The organism is Halomonas sp. H2, assembly GCF_050215315.1.
Taxonomy (GTDB): domain Bacteria; phylum Pseudomonadota; class Gammaproteobacteria; order Pseudomonadales; family Halomonadaceae; genus Vreelandella.
This window is the reverse complement of record NZ_CP189760.1, coordinates 1877583-1891835: the sequence shown is the minus strand read 5'-3', so window position 1 is coordinate 1891835 and position 14253 is coordinate 1877583. Positions and strand designations below refer to the sequence as shown.

The following is a 14253-nucleotide window of genomic DNA, read 5'->3' as shown; positions in this document are numbered from 1 at the left end:
TGACGTTAATCTTAGAAGGATTGTTCAAGCATCCATCGGTAGTCTTCTTCACTGGCAAGACGCGGATTGGTCTTATGGGTGTGATCAGCCAAGGCGCCTTTAATAATTTTAGGGAATAACTCTCGCTTTACACCTAACGCCCCAAGGCCCGTGGGTAAATCCAGGCGTTGGCTGATTGCTTTGATAGCCGGCGCTATTTCATCAGGCCCAGCTAGCTGCATTGTCTGAGCGATACGCTCGAGCTTTTGCTCATGTACGACAGAGTCGCATGCGGAATTAAATTCAATCACCGCGGGCAGGAAAATAGCATTGAGGGTGCCGTGGTGTAACCGCGGATCAATCCCCCCTAACGAATGGCTCAAGCTATGCACACACCCTAACCCTTTCTGAAAGGCCATGGCCCCTTGCATCGAAGCACTCATCATGTTCATACGCGCCTCGCGATCGCCCGGGCTGCGAGTCGCTTGCTCAATATTCAACCAACCACGGCGCAGGCCATCCAGCGCAATCCCATCCGCAGGGGGATTAAATGCGGCCGACATAAACGTTTCAAGGCAGTGAGATAAGGCGTCCATTCCTGTCGCCGCGGTCATTTTAGCGGGTAGGCCCAAGGTTAACTCAGGGTCACAAATAGCTGATTTGGGCACTAAATGAGGGGATAACAGGCCTACTTTGCGGCCATCTTCAAGTATCAGAATTGCTCCACGGCCTACTTCGCTACCCGTGCCCGCGGTAGTTGGAATAGCGATAACCGGTGCCGTTGCGGCCGTAATGCGCTCACTGCCACCTTCAACCACAGCAAAGGATTTCAAGGCACCCTCATGAGTACCGCAAATAGCCACCCCTTTGGCAAGGTCGATAGCGGAGCCTCCACCGATGGCGATGATGCCATCGAAGCCGCCCTCACGATATTGACTAGCCGCTTGTCGCACGGCTGCTTCATTAGGATTGGGAGGGGTTTGATCATAAATATCGGGTTGTGGATTGCGCAGATGCTTGAGCACTTGGTCAACAATACCAGCTGCCCTGACGCCTGCGTCAGTCACAACCATTGGATGGCGTATACCGAGACGATCGCACTCCTGCTGAAGCAGAGAGCAAGCCCCAAAATCAAACTGGATCTGCGTTACATAGTTAATAATTGCCATGAGAGTGCCTTTGGAATTGTTCGTGTTTTTAAGTAATAACCTACTCTTGTTCCAGGAACAAGGCCGCGCCTAAGTGGCTGTGCTCCCCTCTTCATCAGCTCGTTGCCGCGCTGGAACGCGCCTGGGCAACGCAATTTCAAGCGTCAAAATTGAACTAAAGTCTACAAAATATGAATATTGAACACAATAGTCGTTAATGCTAGATTTGATTGGCCAACTCACAAAAAACACATCGAGACTCGCATGAAAAATCTAAACAAGACGCGATCCATTAAGAACATCACGGCGCTGTTATTACTGACGGCTTCCAGCTCAGTACTCGCTGCCTATCCTGAAAAACCAGTCACAATTATCGTGCCCTGGGCTGCCGGTGGCGGCACCGATGCCACCGCTCGTACCATAGCGGCTGCTCTTGAGGAGCAACTGGGTCAAACGGTCAATGTTGTTAACCGCACCGGTGGTAGCGGTGTCGTCGGCCACAGCGCCATGGCCTCTGCCAATCCAGATGGTTATACCCTGGGCCTGGCCACCGGTGAACTCAATATGATGCACTGGCAAGGGCTAACCGACCTCACTTATGAAGACTTCACGCCCATTGGCCAGATCAACTTTGACTACGCCGGTGTTCAGATCGCCGCCGATGCCCCCTATGAAACGCTTCAGGACCTAGTTGATGCGATTGCCGAAGAGCCCATGGGTACCTTCAAGGCTTCAGGTACGGGTCAAGGCGGCGTTTGGCATCTGGCGTTTGCCGGTTTCTTAATGGATCAGGGACTTGAAGCGAACCGTGTCACGTGGATCCCCAGCCAGGGCGCAGCGCCGGCGATGACCGAACTGGCCGCTGGCGGTATCGATATCGTGCCTAGCTCTGTGCCTGAAGGGCGCTCCATGATTGAAGCAGGCCGAGCCAAAAGCCTGGGCGTAATGTCGCCAGAGCGGATTAACAGTTTTCCTGATGTACCGACCATTAACGAAGCAATTGGAAGCGATTATCTGGTCGGTGAATGGCGTGGTATCACTGGCCCAAAAGGAATGGATGAGGAAATTGTGGCCACCCTAGAGGAAGCTCTCGAAGCGGCTTATAACAGCGATACTTACCAGGACTTCATGGCCAAACAAGGCTTTGGAACTGAGTGGCGTAATGCGGAAGAATTCGGTGCGCTGATGGTCGAAATGGACGCTGTGTATGGAGAGATTATTGAGAATGTTGGGCTGAGTAAATAAGGGGCCAAGCAATGAGAGATTTTCTCATGGGGCTAGCCTTCATGGTACTGGGCGCCGTGGTTTTCAGCGTCGCTAGTCAGTTTCCTACGTTGGCAAGCCTTCAATATGGTCCTTCTCTGTTTCCCTCCCTTATCGGGGGAGGGTTTCTCATTGGAGGTCTAGTGCTTTCTGCTACCCAGCTACCGGCTCTCAAAAGGCAGCTGTCTGGCGGCAATGTCAATGTAGGCAAGGTATTCGACTTTCGCTCCATACTTGTCTCGCTGGTTCCCTGTGCCTTAATCGTATTCTATATATACGTCAGCGAGTTGCTAGGCGCTGCCCTGTGCCTTGGCATCATTATGCTGGTGCTGATGCTAATCAGAAAAACCTCACTGATCTTGGCATTCAGTGTCTCAATCATTGCGTCACTGATCATCTATTTTCTCTTCTCGCGATACCTACTGATTCCCCTTCCTGAAGGGCTACTGAGTTTTTGGGGTTAAATCATGGAAGCACTTCTATTAGGGGCCCAGCTTGTCTTCAATGTAGAAACAATGCTGGTCATCCTGGCTGCGGCCATATTTGGCGTATTCGTGGGGGCAGTTCCCGGGCTAACCGCCACTATGGCGGTTGCACTGCTAGTACCTATTACGTTTTATATGGACCCCACCCCGGCGATTGCCGCCATCGTCACAACATCGGCGATGGCCATTTTCGCAGGCGACATACCCGCCACTTACTTAAATATCCCTGGCACTCCCGCTTCGGCTGCTTATGTGGGCGATTCAAATTTATTAGCCCATAAAGGGCGAGCCAGAGAAACGCTGGGTATGAATTTGACCTGCTCAGTCTTCGGCGGTTTGTTCGGCACCTTAATACTGGTTTTTGTTTCCCCATCCCTGGCAGAAGTAGCTCTCCAGTTTAGCTCTTATGAATATTTCTGGCTGGCACTACTAGGGCTGAGTTGCGCGATTTTCATCTCAATTGGCTCAAGGATTAAAGCTTTTCTGTCATTAATGGTCGGCTTACTACTCTCGACGGTTGGCCTGGATATGATGAGCGGGGCCCCACGTTTTACGTTCGGCATCCCCGACTTAATGGCGGGCGTTAATTTCATACCGGTGATGATCGGTATGTTCGCACTCAATGAGCTCATGCTGTTCTATGGGTCAAGCAATGAAGGAAGATCGCTGCCTTCGTTATCCAAAGACAGCGTTTTTAAACAAGCGCCAAAACATATAAAAGCCTATTGGCCCAACATGCTGCGCGGAAGCTCGATTGGTACGCTGATTGGAGCCCTACCTGGCGCCGGTGCCGATATCGCCGCCTGGATCTCCTATGCAGTGGGCAAGAGCCGATCGAAAGAGAAACAGGCTTATGGCACTGGCCACATCGAGGGCATCGTCGATGCCAGCTCTGCTAATAACTCGGGCATTAGCGGCGCCTGGGTACCCGCGTTGGTATTCGGTATTCCCGGCGACTCGATCACCGCGATTGTCATCGGTGTGCTGTATATGAAAGGGATGAATCCTGGGCCAACGATCTTTATGGATGGCAGCGGGCTGATCTACGCCCTATTTATCGTGTTTTTCATCGCTAATTTGATCATGCTACCAATAGGTTATGCGGCAATAAAATCTGCCAAGGTGTTTATATTGACGCCCCGCAAGATTCTTATGCCGATCATTCTATGCTTCTGTATTGTCGGGGCATTCTCAATCAACAACGCCATTACCGATGTCTGGATAATGCTGCTAATCGGCGTCGTCGGCTCCCTTCTTGTCCGCTGTGACTTTCCCATGGCCCCGGCAATTCTTGGCCTAGTGCTGGGCACAACACTGGAAAACAGCTTTATGAGCTCAATGCTTAAGAGCAATGGCGACCTGCTCAGCTTCTTCTCCCGTCCAATTAGCGCTGGCCTGGGTGCACTGGTCATTTTGCTATGGTTTTCGCCGCTATTAACCATGGCGTATAAAAAATTCAAAAACAGTCGCGCTGAAAAAGCGCCGAGGATTTCATGAAACGCTATACAACAGCCTGGTTAAACGATGTCTTGGTCACCCTGTTCATGGAGGCTGGCGCTTCTCGAGAAGTCAGTGAAACGACCAGCAGCATTCTTATTGAAGGGGATTTGCTGGGCCACCATACGCATGGCATAAAGCTGGCCAATGGCTACTTACGCGACTTGAAATCAGGCCACGCGTGTGGCGATCACACTGCCCTCAGCGTGAAAAAAATCAGCCCTGTCGCGGCGGTGTTCGACGGCCACTACATTCTGGGGCCCTACTTGGTACAGCAAGCACTAGAGCAAAGCGCTACCGCCGCCCAACAATCGGGCATTGGTATTGTTAGCATTAAGCGTTCACACCATATCGCCTGTTTGGCGTCGTACTTGCAGCCGTTTGTCGAGCAAGGGCTAATGCCTATCATTATGACCTCGGATCCAGCGGTTAAATCGGTGGCCCCTTTTGGTGGCGTTGAGCCAGTCTACACCCCCAACCCTATTGCCATGGGCATCCCTAGTCGTGTCCAGCCGATTCTCATGGATGTCAGCATGTCGACCGTTACCAACGGCAGTGTCGCCAAGGCCCACGCGGAAAAAAACCAATTGGCGCACCCCGTTATTCTGGCCAATACGGGGCTGGCCAGCGACAATCCGGCAGACTTCTTTAGCGACCCCCAGGGTAGCATTCTGCCCCTAGGCGGCATGGAATTTGGCCACAAAGGATTTGCCATGGGCTTGATGGTGGAGGCGCTGACCTCTGCACTCGCGGGGTATGGCCGCAAAGATGAGCCGAGTGGTTGGGGGGCGTCCGTCACGGTGATGGTCATCGATCCGACACTGTTTGCGGGTAAGAGTACCTTCCTCGACGAAACGGATCATTTGGTCTCGGCTTGCCTGGACTCCGCTGCTATCGATCCAAAACGGCCGGTACGCATGCCCGGACAAGCAGGTTTGGCTCGCAAAGAAGCCTATCTTGAACAGGGTATTCCCCTGCCCAGCGATGTACTCACCGAACTGAAAAAGGCAATTGATGACTCATCGCTTAAGGGCTGTATGGGTGCAGCTCGACCATAGTGCCCTGATACGTGAACTCAGGCGTAGAAATGAGCTACCGAACGGTGATTAGCAGCACTCGCTAGCATTAGCGAAGGTAATCGGGAATATCGAGATGCCCGTTGTCGCGAAAGTCACTTAAGCGCTCCTGCACTTTAGCTTCAGAGCCTGCCAAGTGTGCCAACAGCGCTTGGCCCGCTCGTTCACTCTCTCTCTTACGCATCCGCTCAAATATATCAAGATGGTCATGAAAAAACGGGTCTGTATCGGGCAGCGCAATCGACGAGCCAAGCAGATGTTTACTCATAAGCAGTACTGGATGGGTGCGCCTTAACATATTAAATATTTCTTGATTGTCGCCCATGCTGACGGTTTGGTAATGGAGGTCGCTTTCAAGCTCATCAAGCGTGGCGCCTTGAACGTTTGGGTATTTTTCCGCCGTTTGTTCAAGTTTGGTAATAAAGTGGGCGATTTTTTCCAGCGGCATTGTCAGCGTAGCCCGAGAGATCATAAAAGGCTCTAGCTGCCTACGCGCCTCATAAAGATTGTGCAATCTTTCGTTATCCAAGGGCACCACTGACCAGCTGGTATACTTAACTTTTTCGACCACTCCTATCGACTGTAAATAAAGCAGAATTCGGTGAGTAATCGTGCGGCTGACGTTATATCTTCTCGATAGCTGCAGTTCATTGAGTTCAAACCTGCCTTTCATCGAGCTCAACACCACCTCATGCTCGACCACATCAGCGATGTCCCGCCACGCGTCTGTGCGTTCAATCTTGGCGTCCTCGCCCAAGGCGCTAAAGTCATTGGCGGATAAATTGCGTCGAATCGCCTCCCGAGGGCTAGCGCCGACCAAATAGCCTCGACCGTCAAACCGACAAATCAACTGCTCATCGTGCAAACGCCCCAGGGTCTGGCGAACAGGCGAGCGGCTCATGCCGAAAATTTCTGCAATATTCCCTTCGAGCAATACCAACCCTGTTTCAAGATGGCCGCTATTTATACTCCGCTTAAGCGCGTCATAAAGTTGATCTTTTAAGGTTTGGGCCATTCAAGCAACTCATCACATAGTTTTTTTAAAAATCAATAATGGCTGTTAAGTAACAGCACCTACCATCCACGGTACGAATTCATTGTTACCATAGCCAAGTGACTCGCTCGCGCTCATCTCGCCAGAAGCAATCGATAGTATCTTTTCAAAAATATGTTCACCAACCTCCTCTATTGTGGCAGCACCGTCCACAATAGTACCGCAGTTGATATCCATATCTTCAAGGATGCTTTCATACATGTGTGTATTGGTGGCTAACTTAATACAAGGCGCAGGTTTAAAGCCAGAAACAGAGCCACGGCCTGTCGTAAAACACACAATTGTCGAGCCAGAAGCGATCTGGCCGGTGACCGATACCGGATCGTAGCCGGGGCTATCCATAAAGTTAAACCCCGGCTCTTTGATCGGCTGGGCGTATTCAAGCACATCATTAAGGCTGGAAGCACCACTCTTAGCCACCGCACCCAGCGATTTTTCTAAAATGGTGGAGAGGCCGCCAACTTTGTTTCCGGGTGAAGGATTGTTATTTAATTCAGCGCCGTTAATGTGCGTGTAGTGCTTCCACCATTCGATGCGATCAAGCAGTTTACGAGCAACCCCTTCATTAATCGCTCGATCCAGCAGCAGGTGCTCAGCGCCATAAATTTCAGGCGTCTCGCTAAGAATGACGCTACCCCCATGCTTAACGATCAAATCAGCCGCATGCCCCAACGCGGGGTTAGCCGTGATACCGGAGTAGCCATCAGAACCACCGCACTGTAATGCCACCGTTAGATGGCTTAGCGGCGCTGGCTCGCGCTGGGCATGGCTATAATCTTTCGACATTTGACGGATTTTTTCAGACGCTAACTCGATACTGGCTCGGGTCCCCCCCGCACCTTGAATATTGAAATAAAATATTCTGGACGTATCGGTTAAGCCATATTTTTCAACCAGCTGTTTAACTTGATTGGCTTCACACCCCAAACCAATAATCAGCACAAAGGCGAAATTCGGGTTAATAGCGTAGCCATTCAATACCCGCTCCAAAAAGGCAAACCCTTCAGAGTCAGTATTCATCGCACAGCCTGAACCATGCGTTACCGGCACCACGCCGTCAAAACCCAACGCTTCAAACTCACCGCTCGCATTAAGGCGCTCGGCCACTACTTTAGATACTGTCGCAGAGCAGTTTACGGTTGAAAGAATACCAATATAATTGCGGGTTCCCACTTGGCCGTTAGCCCGATGGTAACCGTTAAACGTGCGCTGATTTTCAATAATGGGCGTTCTCGCGGCTGGTTTGAACGCTTCCAACGACGTATCGCGCTCAAGCATTGTCAGGTTATGGGTGTGAACGTGCTCCCCCACTTCGATTCGACGGGAGGCCAAACCAATGACCTGACCATATTTTAAGATGGGCTGCTCTGCCTCAACGACTGTCAGCGCGACCTTATGGCCCGCATCAATATTGGCGTGCGCCGGGTGCTGATCATCGTCAATTGGATACCCCTTCGGAACAGGTCTTGCTGCCACGCCAACGTTGTCATTGTGATGCAGCTTAATAACAGCGGGTACATTATTGATCAGTTCCATTATTAACCCCTTTATTCGTGGACGCGCTAAGACCATTCACACCAACCCATCAAACAGTAACCACCCCAGAGGCTGGCATGATTTGATGGCGAGAAAACTAGACTATCGTCTCAGTAATGATTATTGCGCACAATAATCAATAATACAGCTTACTTTTTTGCAGCGTACATGTCGATAGCAAAAAAATTGGGTGATGACTTGGCTGGCGCCAAAGCGCCAAAGCGAGCATTCTGCTACTGCTTAAGTAGAGTAAAAAGGTTGCGCCAATGTGGGCACCAGCTCCTCAAGATATGCCTCCAAATGGCCATGGGGCACGTGAAGCGGCATAGGCTTCAACCTGGTAGTTAGTTAGGTAGGTGGTATCACCATCGCACTGTAGCAGAATCAATTTTTGACCCAGTAGAATTAGCAAATAAACACTATTCGTTTATTTATCGTTTACTGAATTTTCAAAAAGCAAGCGGACAGCCTATAAAAACACATACTTTAGTCTAAATTATCTCCAGTTTTAAGCTATACCGAACATGCATAGGCTATGCAAAAAAGCATGCCGGCAGTTAGATTACGTGACGCTCTGGCCAGCCAATACTTATTAAATACTGCGATGGTATGTTCATATGCCCTACGTCCACGATACGCTGACGCGACTTCAACAAAACAGCCCCGCACAGACAGAGTTTTATCAAGCCATCGAAGAGGTGCTTGAATGTCTGCGTCCGCTATTACAAAAGACCCCCCTTTATCACCAGCACAGCATCATTGAGCGGATAGTTGAGCCTGAACGGCAAATTATGTTTCGGATAAGCTGGGTTGATGATGCCGGACGAGTACAAGTTAACAAAGGCTATCGCGTACAGTTCAACTCTGCCCTTGGGCCTTACAAAGGTGGCCTACGTTTTCATCCCAGCGTTACATCAGGCACCATTAAATTTCTTGGGTTTGAACAAATCTTCAAGAATGCGTTAACCGGTTTGCCAATCGGTGGCGGTAAAGGTGGCGCCGATTTTAATCCAAAGGGCAAATCAGATAACGAGATCATGCGTTTTTGTCAGGCTTACATGGCAGAGCTCTACCGTCATATTGGCCCCCATTGTGATGTGCCTGCAGGTGATATCGGGGTAGGCACGCGTGAAATTGGCTATCTATTTGGCCAATATAAGCGGTTGACTGGCTGTTATGAAGGCGTACTAACAGGCAAAGGACTTAACTGGGGTGGCTCGCTTGGCCGCAAAGAAGCGACTGGCTACGGTGCGGTTTACTTCGCGCAGAGCATGCTGGCTGCACGAGGAGAAGAGCTACGCGACAAAACCTGCTTAGTTTCCGGTGCTGGCAATGTAGCCATTTATACCATTGAGAAACTATACGAGCTGGGTGCTAAACCGATCACCTGCAGCGACTCAAGCGGGACTATCCACGATATAAACGGTATTGATTTAGGCTTACTCAAACAGCTCAAAGAAGTGCAGCGCACCTCTTTAGAAGCCTACTTAAATGAACATCCCGACGCTCACTACATTGCTGCACGTGACTACCCCCAGGGTGGGCATGCCGTATGGCGTATTCAAGCCGATGCTGCGTTCCCTTGCGCTACTCAGAATGAGCTAACAGAAAGCGATGCGGAAATCATGCTTGCCAATGGCATCACGTGTATTAGTGAGGGTGCCAACATGCCCTCCACAAAAGAGGCCGTTGATCTCTTTCTAAACGCTAAGGTTGCCTATGGGCCTGGCAAGGCCGCTAACGCAGGTGGCGTCGCTACTAGCCAGCTAGAGATGGCACAAAATAGCAGTATGGAACAGTGGCCACTGGAAAAAGTCGATCAAAAGCTAAAACAGATTATGGCTAATATTCACCAGCAGTGCGCAGACACTGCCGAGGAGTTTGGTGAAGCGACGAATCTGGTACTGGGAGCCAACATTGCAGGCTTCAGAAAAGTAGCTGATGCCATGATTGAACAAGGCGTCACCTGATCGTCTTTGTTTGGTAAATCGCTTATACTGTCACCAGTACGCAGTCCTTCCTTTATTGGGGAAGGACTGTTTTTTATTGGTTTAAATTTATGGCTTTCTAAGGAGAGTAACCATGGGACAGCGTCCTGCTATTATTATTAACCGTCTTGATGCTGAGCGTCTACAGCGCTTGATCGACAATGCATCCGATAAAGACATGGCAGTGGCTGAATTACTTGAGGAGGAGTTATCACGTGGAGAAATCCGCGATCCAGAGGATATTCCTGACGACATTGTTAGCATGAACAGCCAGATTTGCTTCACTGATCTCGCTCGTGGGTCAAAGATGATACGAACCTTGGTCTACCCGCACTCACTGGAAAGCGTCCCGGATGGAATTTCCGTCATGGCTCCGATTGGAGCTGCATTGATCGGGCTCAGAATCGGCGATACCATCGAATGGCCACTGCCTAATAATACCGAAGCACGCCTACGTATCGATGCCATTTATTGGCAACCAGAACGTGAAAAGCAATTCCATAGATAGTTAGTGTTACGAAGAGTGCGCTGGCCAATGACATACCAATGACTCTTCTGTCACCAACTTATTGTTTTACGGTGATTACTTGGCACTTTGCGGAATGGCTCACTTGGTGAGAAACGCTTCCAATGACGACGCCCGCTAAGTCGCTTAACCCACGGCTCCCCATCACAATCGTATCTATGCCCTGGTCGTTGGCGGTATCAAGTATCACCCGTACCGGATCACCCGGTACAAATTTCTTTTCAACTTGCTGAGCCCCCTGCTCTTGCGCTGACTGAGCAGCTTGCATCAACAGCTGCTCTCCAGCCTGCTCACGTTCAGCAAGGGTAGCTTCAGCATCTAGAGCACCGACACCCCACACTAGCGTGGTGGAATATGTGAGAGCTTCAGGGATGTGTAATAAATAAAGCGTTGAGGCATTTTCATTCAACAGCTTACAGGCTACTGACAGCGCTTGTTTAGCATTTTCAGAGCCATCGATCGGAACTAAAATACGAGTATACATAGCTGGTTCAATCCTATTTTGTGTTTTTATTGCAACTAAAGTCTTAGTCGATATTTAGCTTTTAAACATCTAAATACTGGTAGCGTTGTAACGCTTAGTTAGCTGAATTAAAAAGATCCAGGATATACTGTTATATGACGTCGGGGCTAATATCATTCACGTAATATCTCCGAGCTCAGAATACAGGCAGCTTGAAAGCAACAGAACGACAAAACCAATATCATTTAAGTAGCCGCTCATACCTTGGAGGTATCATGGAACTACGCCACCTTAGGTACTTTTGCATTGTGGCTGAAGAGCTTAATTTTACCTCTGCTGCTGAACGCTTACACATGTCTCAGCCTCCCCTTTCGCGCCAAATTAAGCAATTGGAGCAAGAAGTGGGTGCGGAGTTATTTGAGCGAAGCTCTAGAGGCTTACGCCTCACCCCATCTGGTGTTTTTTTTCAGCAGCACGCTCTGCAGATATTAGAGAAAGTAGAAGTCACCATTGATGCGACAAGGCACATGGCACGTAGCAAACGCGCACTGTTCGGCATTGGTTTTGTGCCTTCCGTATTTTACGGGCAGCTTCCTATACTGGTACGTGATTTACGCCGAATGGATAATGTCGAGCTTTCACTGGCAGAACTTACCACGGTACAACAAATTCAGGCACTCAAAGCTGGCCGCATTGACATGGGTTTTGGGCGTTTACGCATCGATGACCCAGACGTCGAGCAAGAGATTCTCTTCGATGAACCGTTAATTGCAGCTCTATCTAGCGGGCATCCGTTAGCAGGCACTACCCCTAGCTGCGAAGAGCTGGCTCGTTATCCACTAATCCTCTTCCCCGCGAAACCACGGCCTAGCCTTGCGGATATGGTTTTAGGGATCTTCCGACGCCAAGGCTTAAAGGTCGAAGTGGTACAGGAAGCAAACGAGGTTCAGACAGCACTTAGCTTGGTGGCCTCTGGTATCGGCATTACGCTGGTTCCCGAACAGGTCAAACGCGTTCAGCGTGATGGTATTTGTTATGTACCACTGGCAGACAAGACTATTACGTCACCTGTTATCTGTAGCCGTCGCCGCGGAGAAAAACCCTCTTCGCTAATGCTGGAAGCAAACGCTATTCTAGATGTGCTTGTCGAAAATCGCCGTTCTGGACGCTACCCGTGACAGCTGTTATCCCAGCAACTTAAGGCCTTAGAACAGCTACAGGGCAAGTAGCTTCATGCAGCACTTCATGGCTGACACTGCCAGCAACCACTTGCGAAAGACCACTGCGGCCATGGGTAGTCATTGCGAGCATAGTGTTGTGGCTATCAGCTAAATAACTGACGATAGAATCGGCCGGGTCGCCATGCAGCACCTCCCAATCAACCTCAAGCGCTTGCTGACTCTCAACACGGCGCGCCAAAGCGGTCAGGTAAGCTGATTCCATCACATCCGTATGACCTAGCGCCGTTGGTTTTCGGGCCACAGTAGTATCTATCACTTGCAGCAGTTGTAAACGCGCGCCTAAGCGCTTAGACAGCGATGCCATATGCGGCAGCATATGCTCAGAGAGCTTAGAACCATCGACACACACGGCTAATACGTCAACCCGCTGATGAACACGGCTGTCGTAACGAGGCCCGCACAAGTAAACCGGTCGATGGGCTCGACGTACCACCCCCGCAGTGACGCTGCCTATCAGCATTTCCGGCACCGGGCGGCGCCCGTGCGCCATCATGCATAGCCCAGCATTATCGCGGCTGGCAAGCTCACCGAGATACACCTTGGCACTTTCATGGGCAACCACATCAAGCGCTATTGCTCCCAGATGGTGAGCCGTGATAAGTGACTGCAAACGAGATCGCCTCGCGGCGATATTGTCTTGTTCTGGTACCACTGAGATAGCGCTTACATCCACTTCTAGCTGTGCCGCTAGCCTCTGGCCAAATACCAGTGAGCGTATAGCGTCTTCACTATCATCAAGTGCCACAAAAAGCTTTTCCATGGGTATACTCCGACTACTGCTACAGTAGTAACGATTGTTATTGGTTGTTACGCTTAAGCGAACGAAAACGACGGTGTAATAGGTTGTAGGCAAGTGCCCCAACGACCACCCCCCAAAAAGCAGAACCCAAACCTAAGAAACTAACTCCCGATGCCGTGGCGATAAAGGTGATCACTGAGGCCTCCAGATGATCTTTTTCGGCGGCGAAAGCACTGACATTGCTTGAAATGGCACCAATCAACGCCAAACCCGCCAGTACAGCGACAAATTCGCTAGGTAGCGAGGTAAACAGCAGTACGATAGTGCCTGCGAAAGTGCCACCGATTAGATAGAAGACGCCATTGGCCACTCCGGCCACGTAGCGCTTATCGGGATCTTCGTGAGCTTCTTTGCTGGTGCAAATTGCCGCCGTAATCGCCGCGATCACCGTAGTGATACCGCCGAAAAATGCTGTCACGAAGGAGGTCAAACTGGTCAGCGTGACGATGGGCTTGGCCGCCGTGTTATAGCCAGAACTACGCATGATCGCTATACCTGGTAAAAACTGGCCGGTGAGACTAACCAGTACCAGCGGGATGGCTAGGCTTAAGGTGGCATCCCATGTCCACTCTGGGCGGATAAACTGTGGTTCGGCAAGCTGGACTGAAACCCCTTCTAAGCTTGCGCCTTCTAAAACGACAGCCAGAACGACGCCAACCACTAATAGCAGCACCAAGCTGTAACGCGGTGTTAGCCGCTTAAATACGAGATAAGCGATAATCATACCAATCGCCAGTGCCGGCACGCTCTCCAATGAGACGAAGACGCCCACACCAAACTGGAAGAGAATGCCCGCCATCATCGCACTAGCAATACCGGGTGGAATCATCTGCATAATGCGGTCAAAGGAGCCCGTAACACCGATCACAAAAATGATCATCGCTGCAGTCAAATAGGCGCCCACCGCTTCATTGAGTGATAGCCCGGGAAACAGGCTAACCAGCAAAGCAGTTCCCGGGGCTGACCAAGCGGTCACTACCGGCACCTTCAGCCATAGACTTAACAAAATACCCGAGATGGCTGCCCCCATAGAGATGGCCCAGACCCAGGATGTCATCATCATGTTCGATATTTCAGCGCTTTGAGCCGCCTGGAAAAAGATAGCGAGCGGGCCGGAGTAAGAAATCAGTACGGCCACAAAGCCAGCAGTAATCGCCGAAATCGACAGGTCTTTTTGCAATTGCTTGTGAAATTGCAT

General features: G+C 50.4%; 13 protein-coding genes. 7 read left to right on the top strand and 6 right to left on the bottom strand.

Annotated elements, in window-relative coordinates:
• Positions 1-11: 11 nt before the first annotated feature.
• Positions 12-1148, bottom strand: a complete 1137-nt coding sequence (locus tag ACQE2I_RS08720) for an iron-containing alcohol dehydrogenase (RefSeq protein ID WP_427031248.1) — start codon at positions 1146-1148, stop codon at positions 12-14.
• A gap of 243 nt (positions 1149-1391) precedes the next feature.
• On the opposite strand from ACQE2I_RS08720, the gene ACQE2I_RS08715 reads away from it, so the two are divergent.
• The 4 genes from ACQE2I_RS08715 to ACQE2I_RS08700 are packed head-to-tail and all read left to right on the top strand — an operon-like array spanning position 1392 to position 5430.
• On the top strand, positions 1392-2372 hold the full coding sequence (locus tag ACQE2I_RS08715; protein ID WP_427031247.1) for a tripartite tricarboxylate transporter substrate binding protein: 981 nt from the start codon (positions 1392-1394) through the stop codon (positions 2370-2372).
• An 11-nt stretch (positions 2373-2383) separates the two neighbouring features.
• Positions 2384-2854, top strand: a complete 471-nt coding sequence (locus ACQE2I_RS08710; protein ID WP_427031245.1) for a tripartite tricarboxylate transporter TctB family protein — start codon at positions 2384-2386, stop codon at positions 2852-2854.
• 3 nt (positions 2855-2857) lie between these two features.
• Entirely contained in the window at positions 2858-4372 is a 1515-nt protein-coding gene (locus ACQE2I_RS08705) for a tripartite tricarboxylate transporter permease (RefSeq protein ID WP_427031243.1), read from the top strand.
• The gene (locus tag ACQE2I_RS08700) at positions 4369-5430 is read left to right on the top strand and encodes an Ldh family oxidoreductase (protein WP_427031241.1); all 1062 of its coding nucleotides are present in this window, start codon (positions 4369-4371) and stop codon (positions 5428-5430) included. The genes ACQE2I_RS08705 and ACQE2I_RS08700 overlap by 4 nt, the downstream gene beginning before the upstream one ends.
• 67 nt (positions 5431-5497) lie before the next feature.
• Here ACQE2I_RS08700 and ACQE2I_RS08695 read toward each other — a convergent pair whose 3' ends face one another.
• Together ACQE2I_RS08695 and ACQE2I_RS08690 are read right to left on the bottom strand one after the other, a co-directional pair.
• Complete coding sequence (locus ACQE2I_RS08695) at positions 5498-6463, bottom strand: GntR family transcriptional regulator (RefSeq protein ID WP_427031239.1); 966 nt, start codon at positions 6461-6463, stop codon at positions 5498-5500.
• A 45-nt stretch (positions 6464-6508) separates the two neighbouring features.
• The gene (locus ACQE2I_RS08690; RefSeq protein ID WP_427031238.1) at positions 6509-8038 is read right to left on the bottom strand and encodes a UxaA family hydrolase; all 1530 of its coding nucleotides are present in this window, start codon (positions 8036-8038) and stop codon (positions 6509-6511) included.
• Between the two features lie 617 nt (positions 8039-8655).
• Here ACQE2I_RS08690 and gdhA point away from each other — a divergent pair.
• Positions 8656-10008 carry an NADP-specific glutamate dehydrogenase gene (gene gdhA / locus ACQE2I_RS08685; protein WP_427031237.1) on the top strand — a complete coding sequence of 451 codons (1353 nt, stop codon included), beginning with the start codon at positions 8656-8658 and terminating at the stop codon, positions 10006-10008.
• A 112-nt stretch (positions 10009-10120) separates the two neighbouring features.
• Positions 10121-10534, top strand: a complete 414-nt coding sequence (rnk, locus tag ACQE2I_RS08680) for a nucleoside diphosphate kinase regulator (RefSeq protein WP_427031236.1) — start codon at positions 10121-10123, stop codon at positions 10532-10534.
• A gap of 58 nt (positions 10535-10592) precedes the next feature.
• Here rnk and ACQE2I_RS08675 read toward each other — a convergent pair whose 3' ends face one another.
• The gene (locus ACQE2I_RS08675) at positions 10593-11036 is read right to left on the bottom strand and encodes a universal stress protein (RefSeq protein ID WP_427031235.1); all 444 of its coding nucleotides are present in this window, start codon (positions 11034-11036) and stop codon (positions 10593-10595) included.
• 254 nt (positions 11037-11290) lie between these two features.
• Here ACQE2I_RS08675 and ACQE2I_RS08670 point away from each other — a divergent pair, with 254 nt between their 5' ends.
• On the top strand, positions 11291-12193 hold the full coding sequence (locus tag ACQE2I_RS08670) for a LysR family transcriptional regulator (protein ID WP_427031233.1): 903 nt from the start codon (positions 11291-11293) through the stop codon (positions 12191-12193).
• 19 nt (positions 12194-12212) lie between these two features.
• On the opposite strand, the gene ACQE2I_RS08665 is transcribed toward ACQE2I_RS08670, so the two are convergent.
• Both ACQE2I_RS08665 and ACQE2I_RS08660 read right to left on the bottom strand, forming a co-directional pair.
• Positions 12213-13016, bottom strand: coding sequence for a universal stress protein (locus ACQE2I_RS08665; RefSeq protein ID WP_427031232.1), 804 nt, complete (start codon positions 13014-13016; stop codon positions 12213-12215).
• Between the two features lie 37 nt (positions 13017-13053).
• Positions 13054-14253, bottom strand: a complete 1200-nt coding sequence (locus tag ACQE2I_RS08660; RefSeq protein WP_427031231.1) for a benzoate/H(+) symporter BenE family transporter — start codon at positions 14251-14253, stop codon at positions 13054-13056.

Bases quoted from the DNA above. Each gene is read 5' to 3' on its own strand.
- ACQE2I_RS08670 (WP_427031233.1), top strand. From the start codon at position 11,291: ATGGAACTACGCCACCTTAGGTACTTTTGCATTGTGGCTGAAGAGCTT.
- ACQE2I_RS08660 (WP_427031231.1), bottom strand. From the start codon at position 14,253: ATGCAATTTCACAAGCAATTGCAAAAAGACCTGTCGATTTCGGCGATT.
- rnk (WP_427031236.1), top strand. From the start codon at position 10,121: ATGGGACAGCGTCCTGCTATTATTATTAACCGTCTTGATGCTGAGCGT.
- ACQE2I_RS08675 (WP_427031235.1), bottom strand. From the start codon at position 11,036: ATGTATACTCGTATTTTAGTTCCGATCGATGGCTCTGAAAATGCTAAA.
- ACQE2I_RS08690 (WP_427031238.1), bottom strand. From the start codon at position 8,038: ATGGAACTGATCAATAATGTACCCGCTGTTATTAAGCTGCATCACAAT.
- ACQE2I_RS08720 (WP_427031248.1), bottom strand. From the start codon at position 1,148: ATGGCAATTATTAACTATGTAACGCAGATCCAGTTTGATTTTGGGGCT.
- ACQE2I_RS08715 (WP_427031247.1), top strand. From the start codon at position 1,392: ATGAAAAATCTAAACAAGACGCGATCCATTAAGAACATCACGGCGCTG.
- ACQE2I_RS08710 (WP_427031245.1), top strand. From the start codon at position 2,384: ATGAGAGATTTTCTCATGGGGCTAGCCTTCATGGTACTGGGCGCCGTG.
- ACQE2I_RS08695 (WP_427031239.1), bottom strand. From the start codon at position 6,463: ATGGCCCAAACCTTAAAAGATCAACTTTATGACGCGCTTAAGCGGAGT.
- ACQE2I_RS08705 (WP_427031243.1), top strand. From the start codon at position 2,858: ATGGAAGCACTTCTATTAGGGGCCCAGCTTGTCTTCAATGTAGAAACA.
- gdhA (WP_427031237.1), top strand. From the start codon at position 8,656: ATGCCCTACGTCCACGATACGCTGACGCGACTTCAACAAAACAGCCCC.
- ACQE2I_RS08700 (WP_427031241.1), top strand. From the start codon at position 4,369: ATGAAACGCTATACAACAGCCTGGTTAAACGATGTCTTGGTCACCCTG.
- ACQE2I_RS08665 (WP_427031232.1), bottom strand. From the start codon at position 13,016: ATGGAAAAGCTTTTTGTGGCACTTGATGATAGTGAAGACGCTATACGC.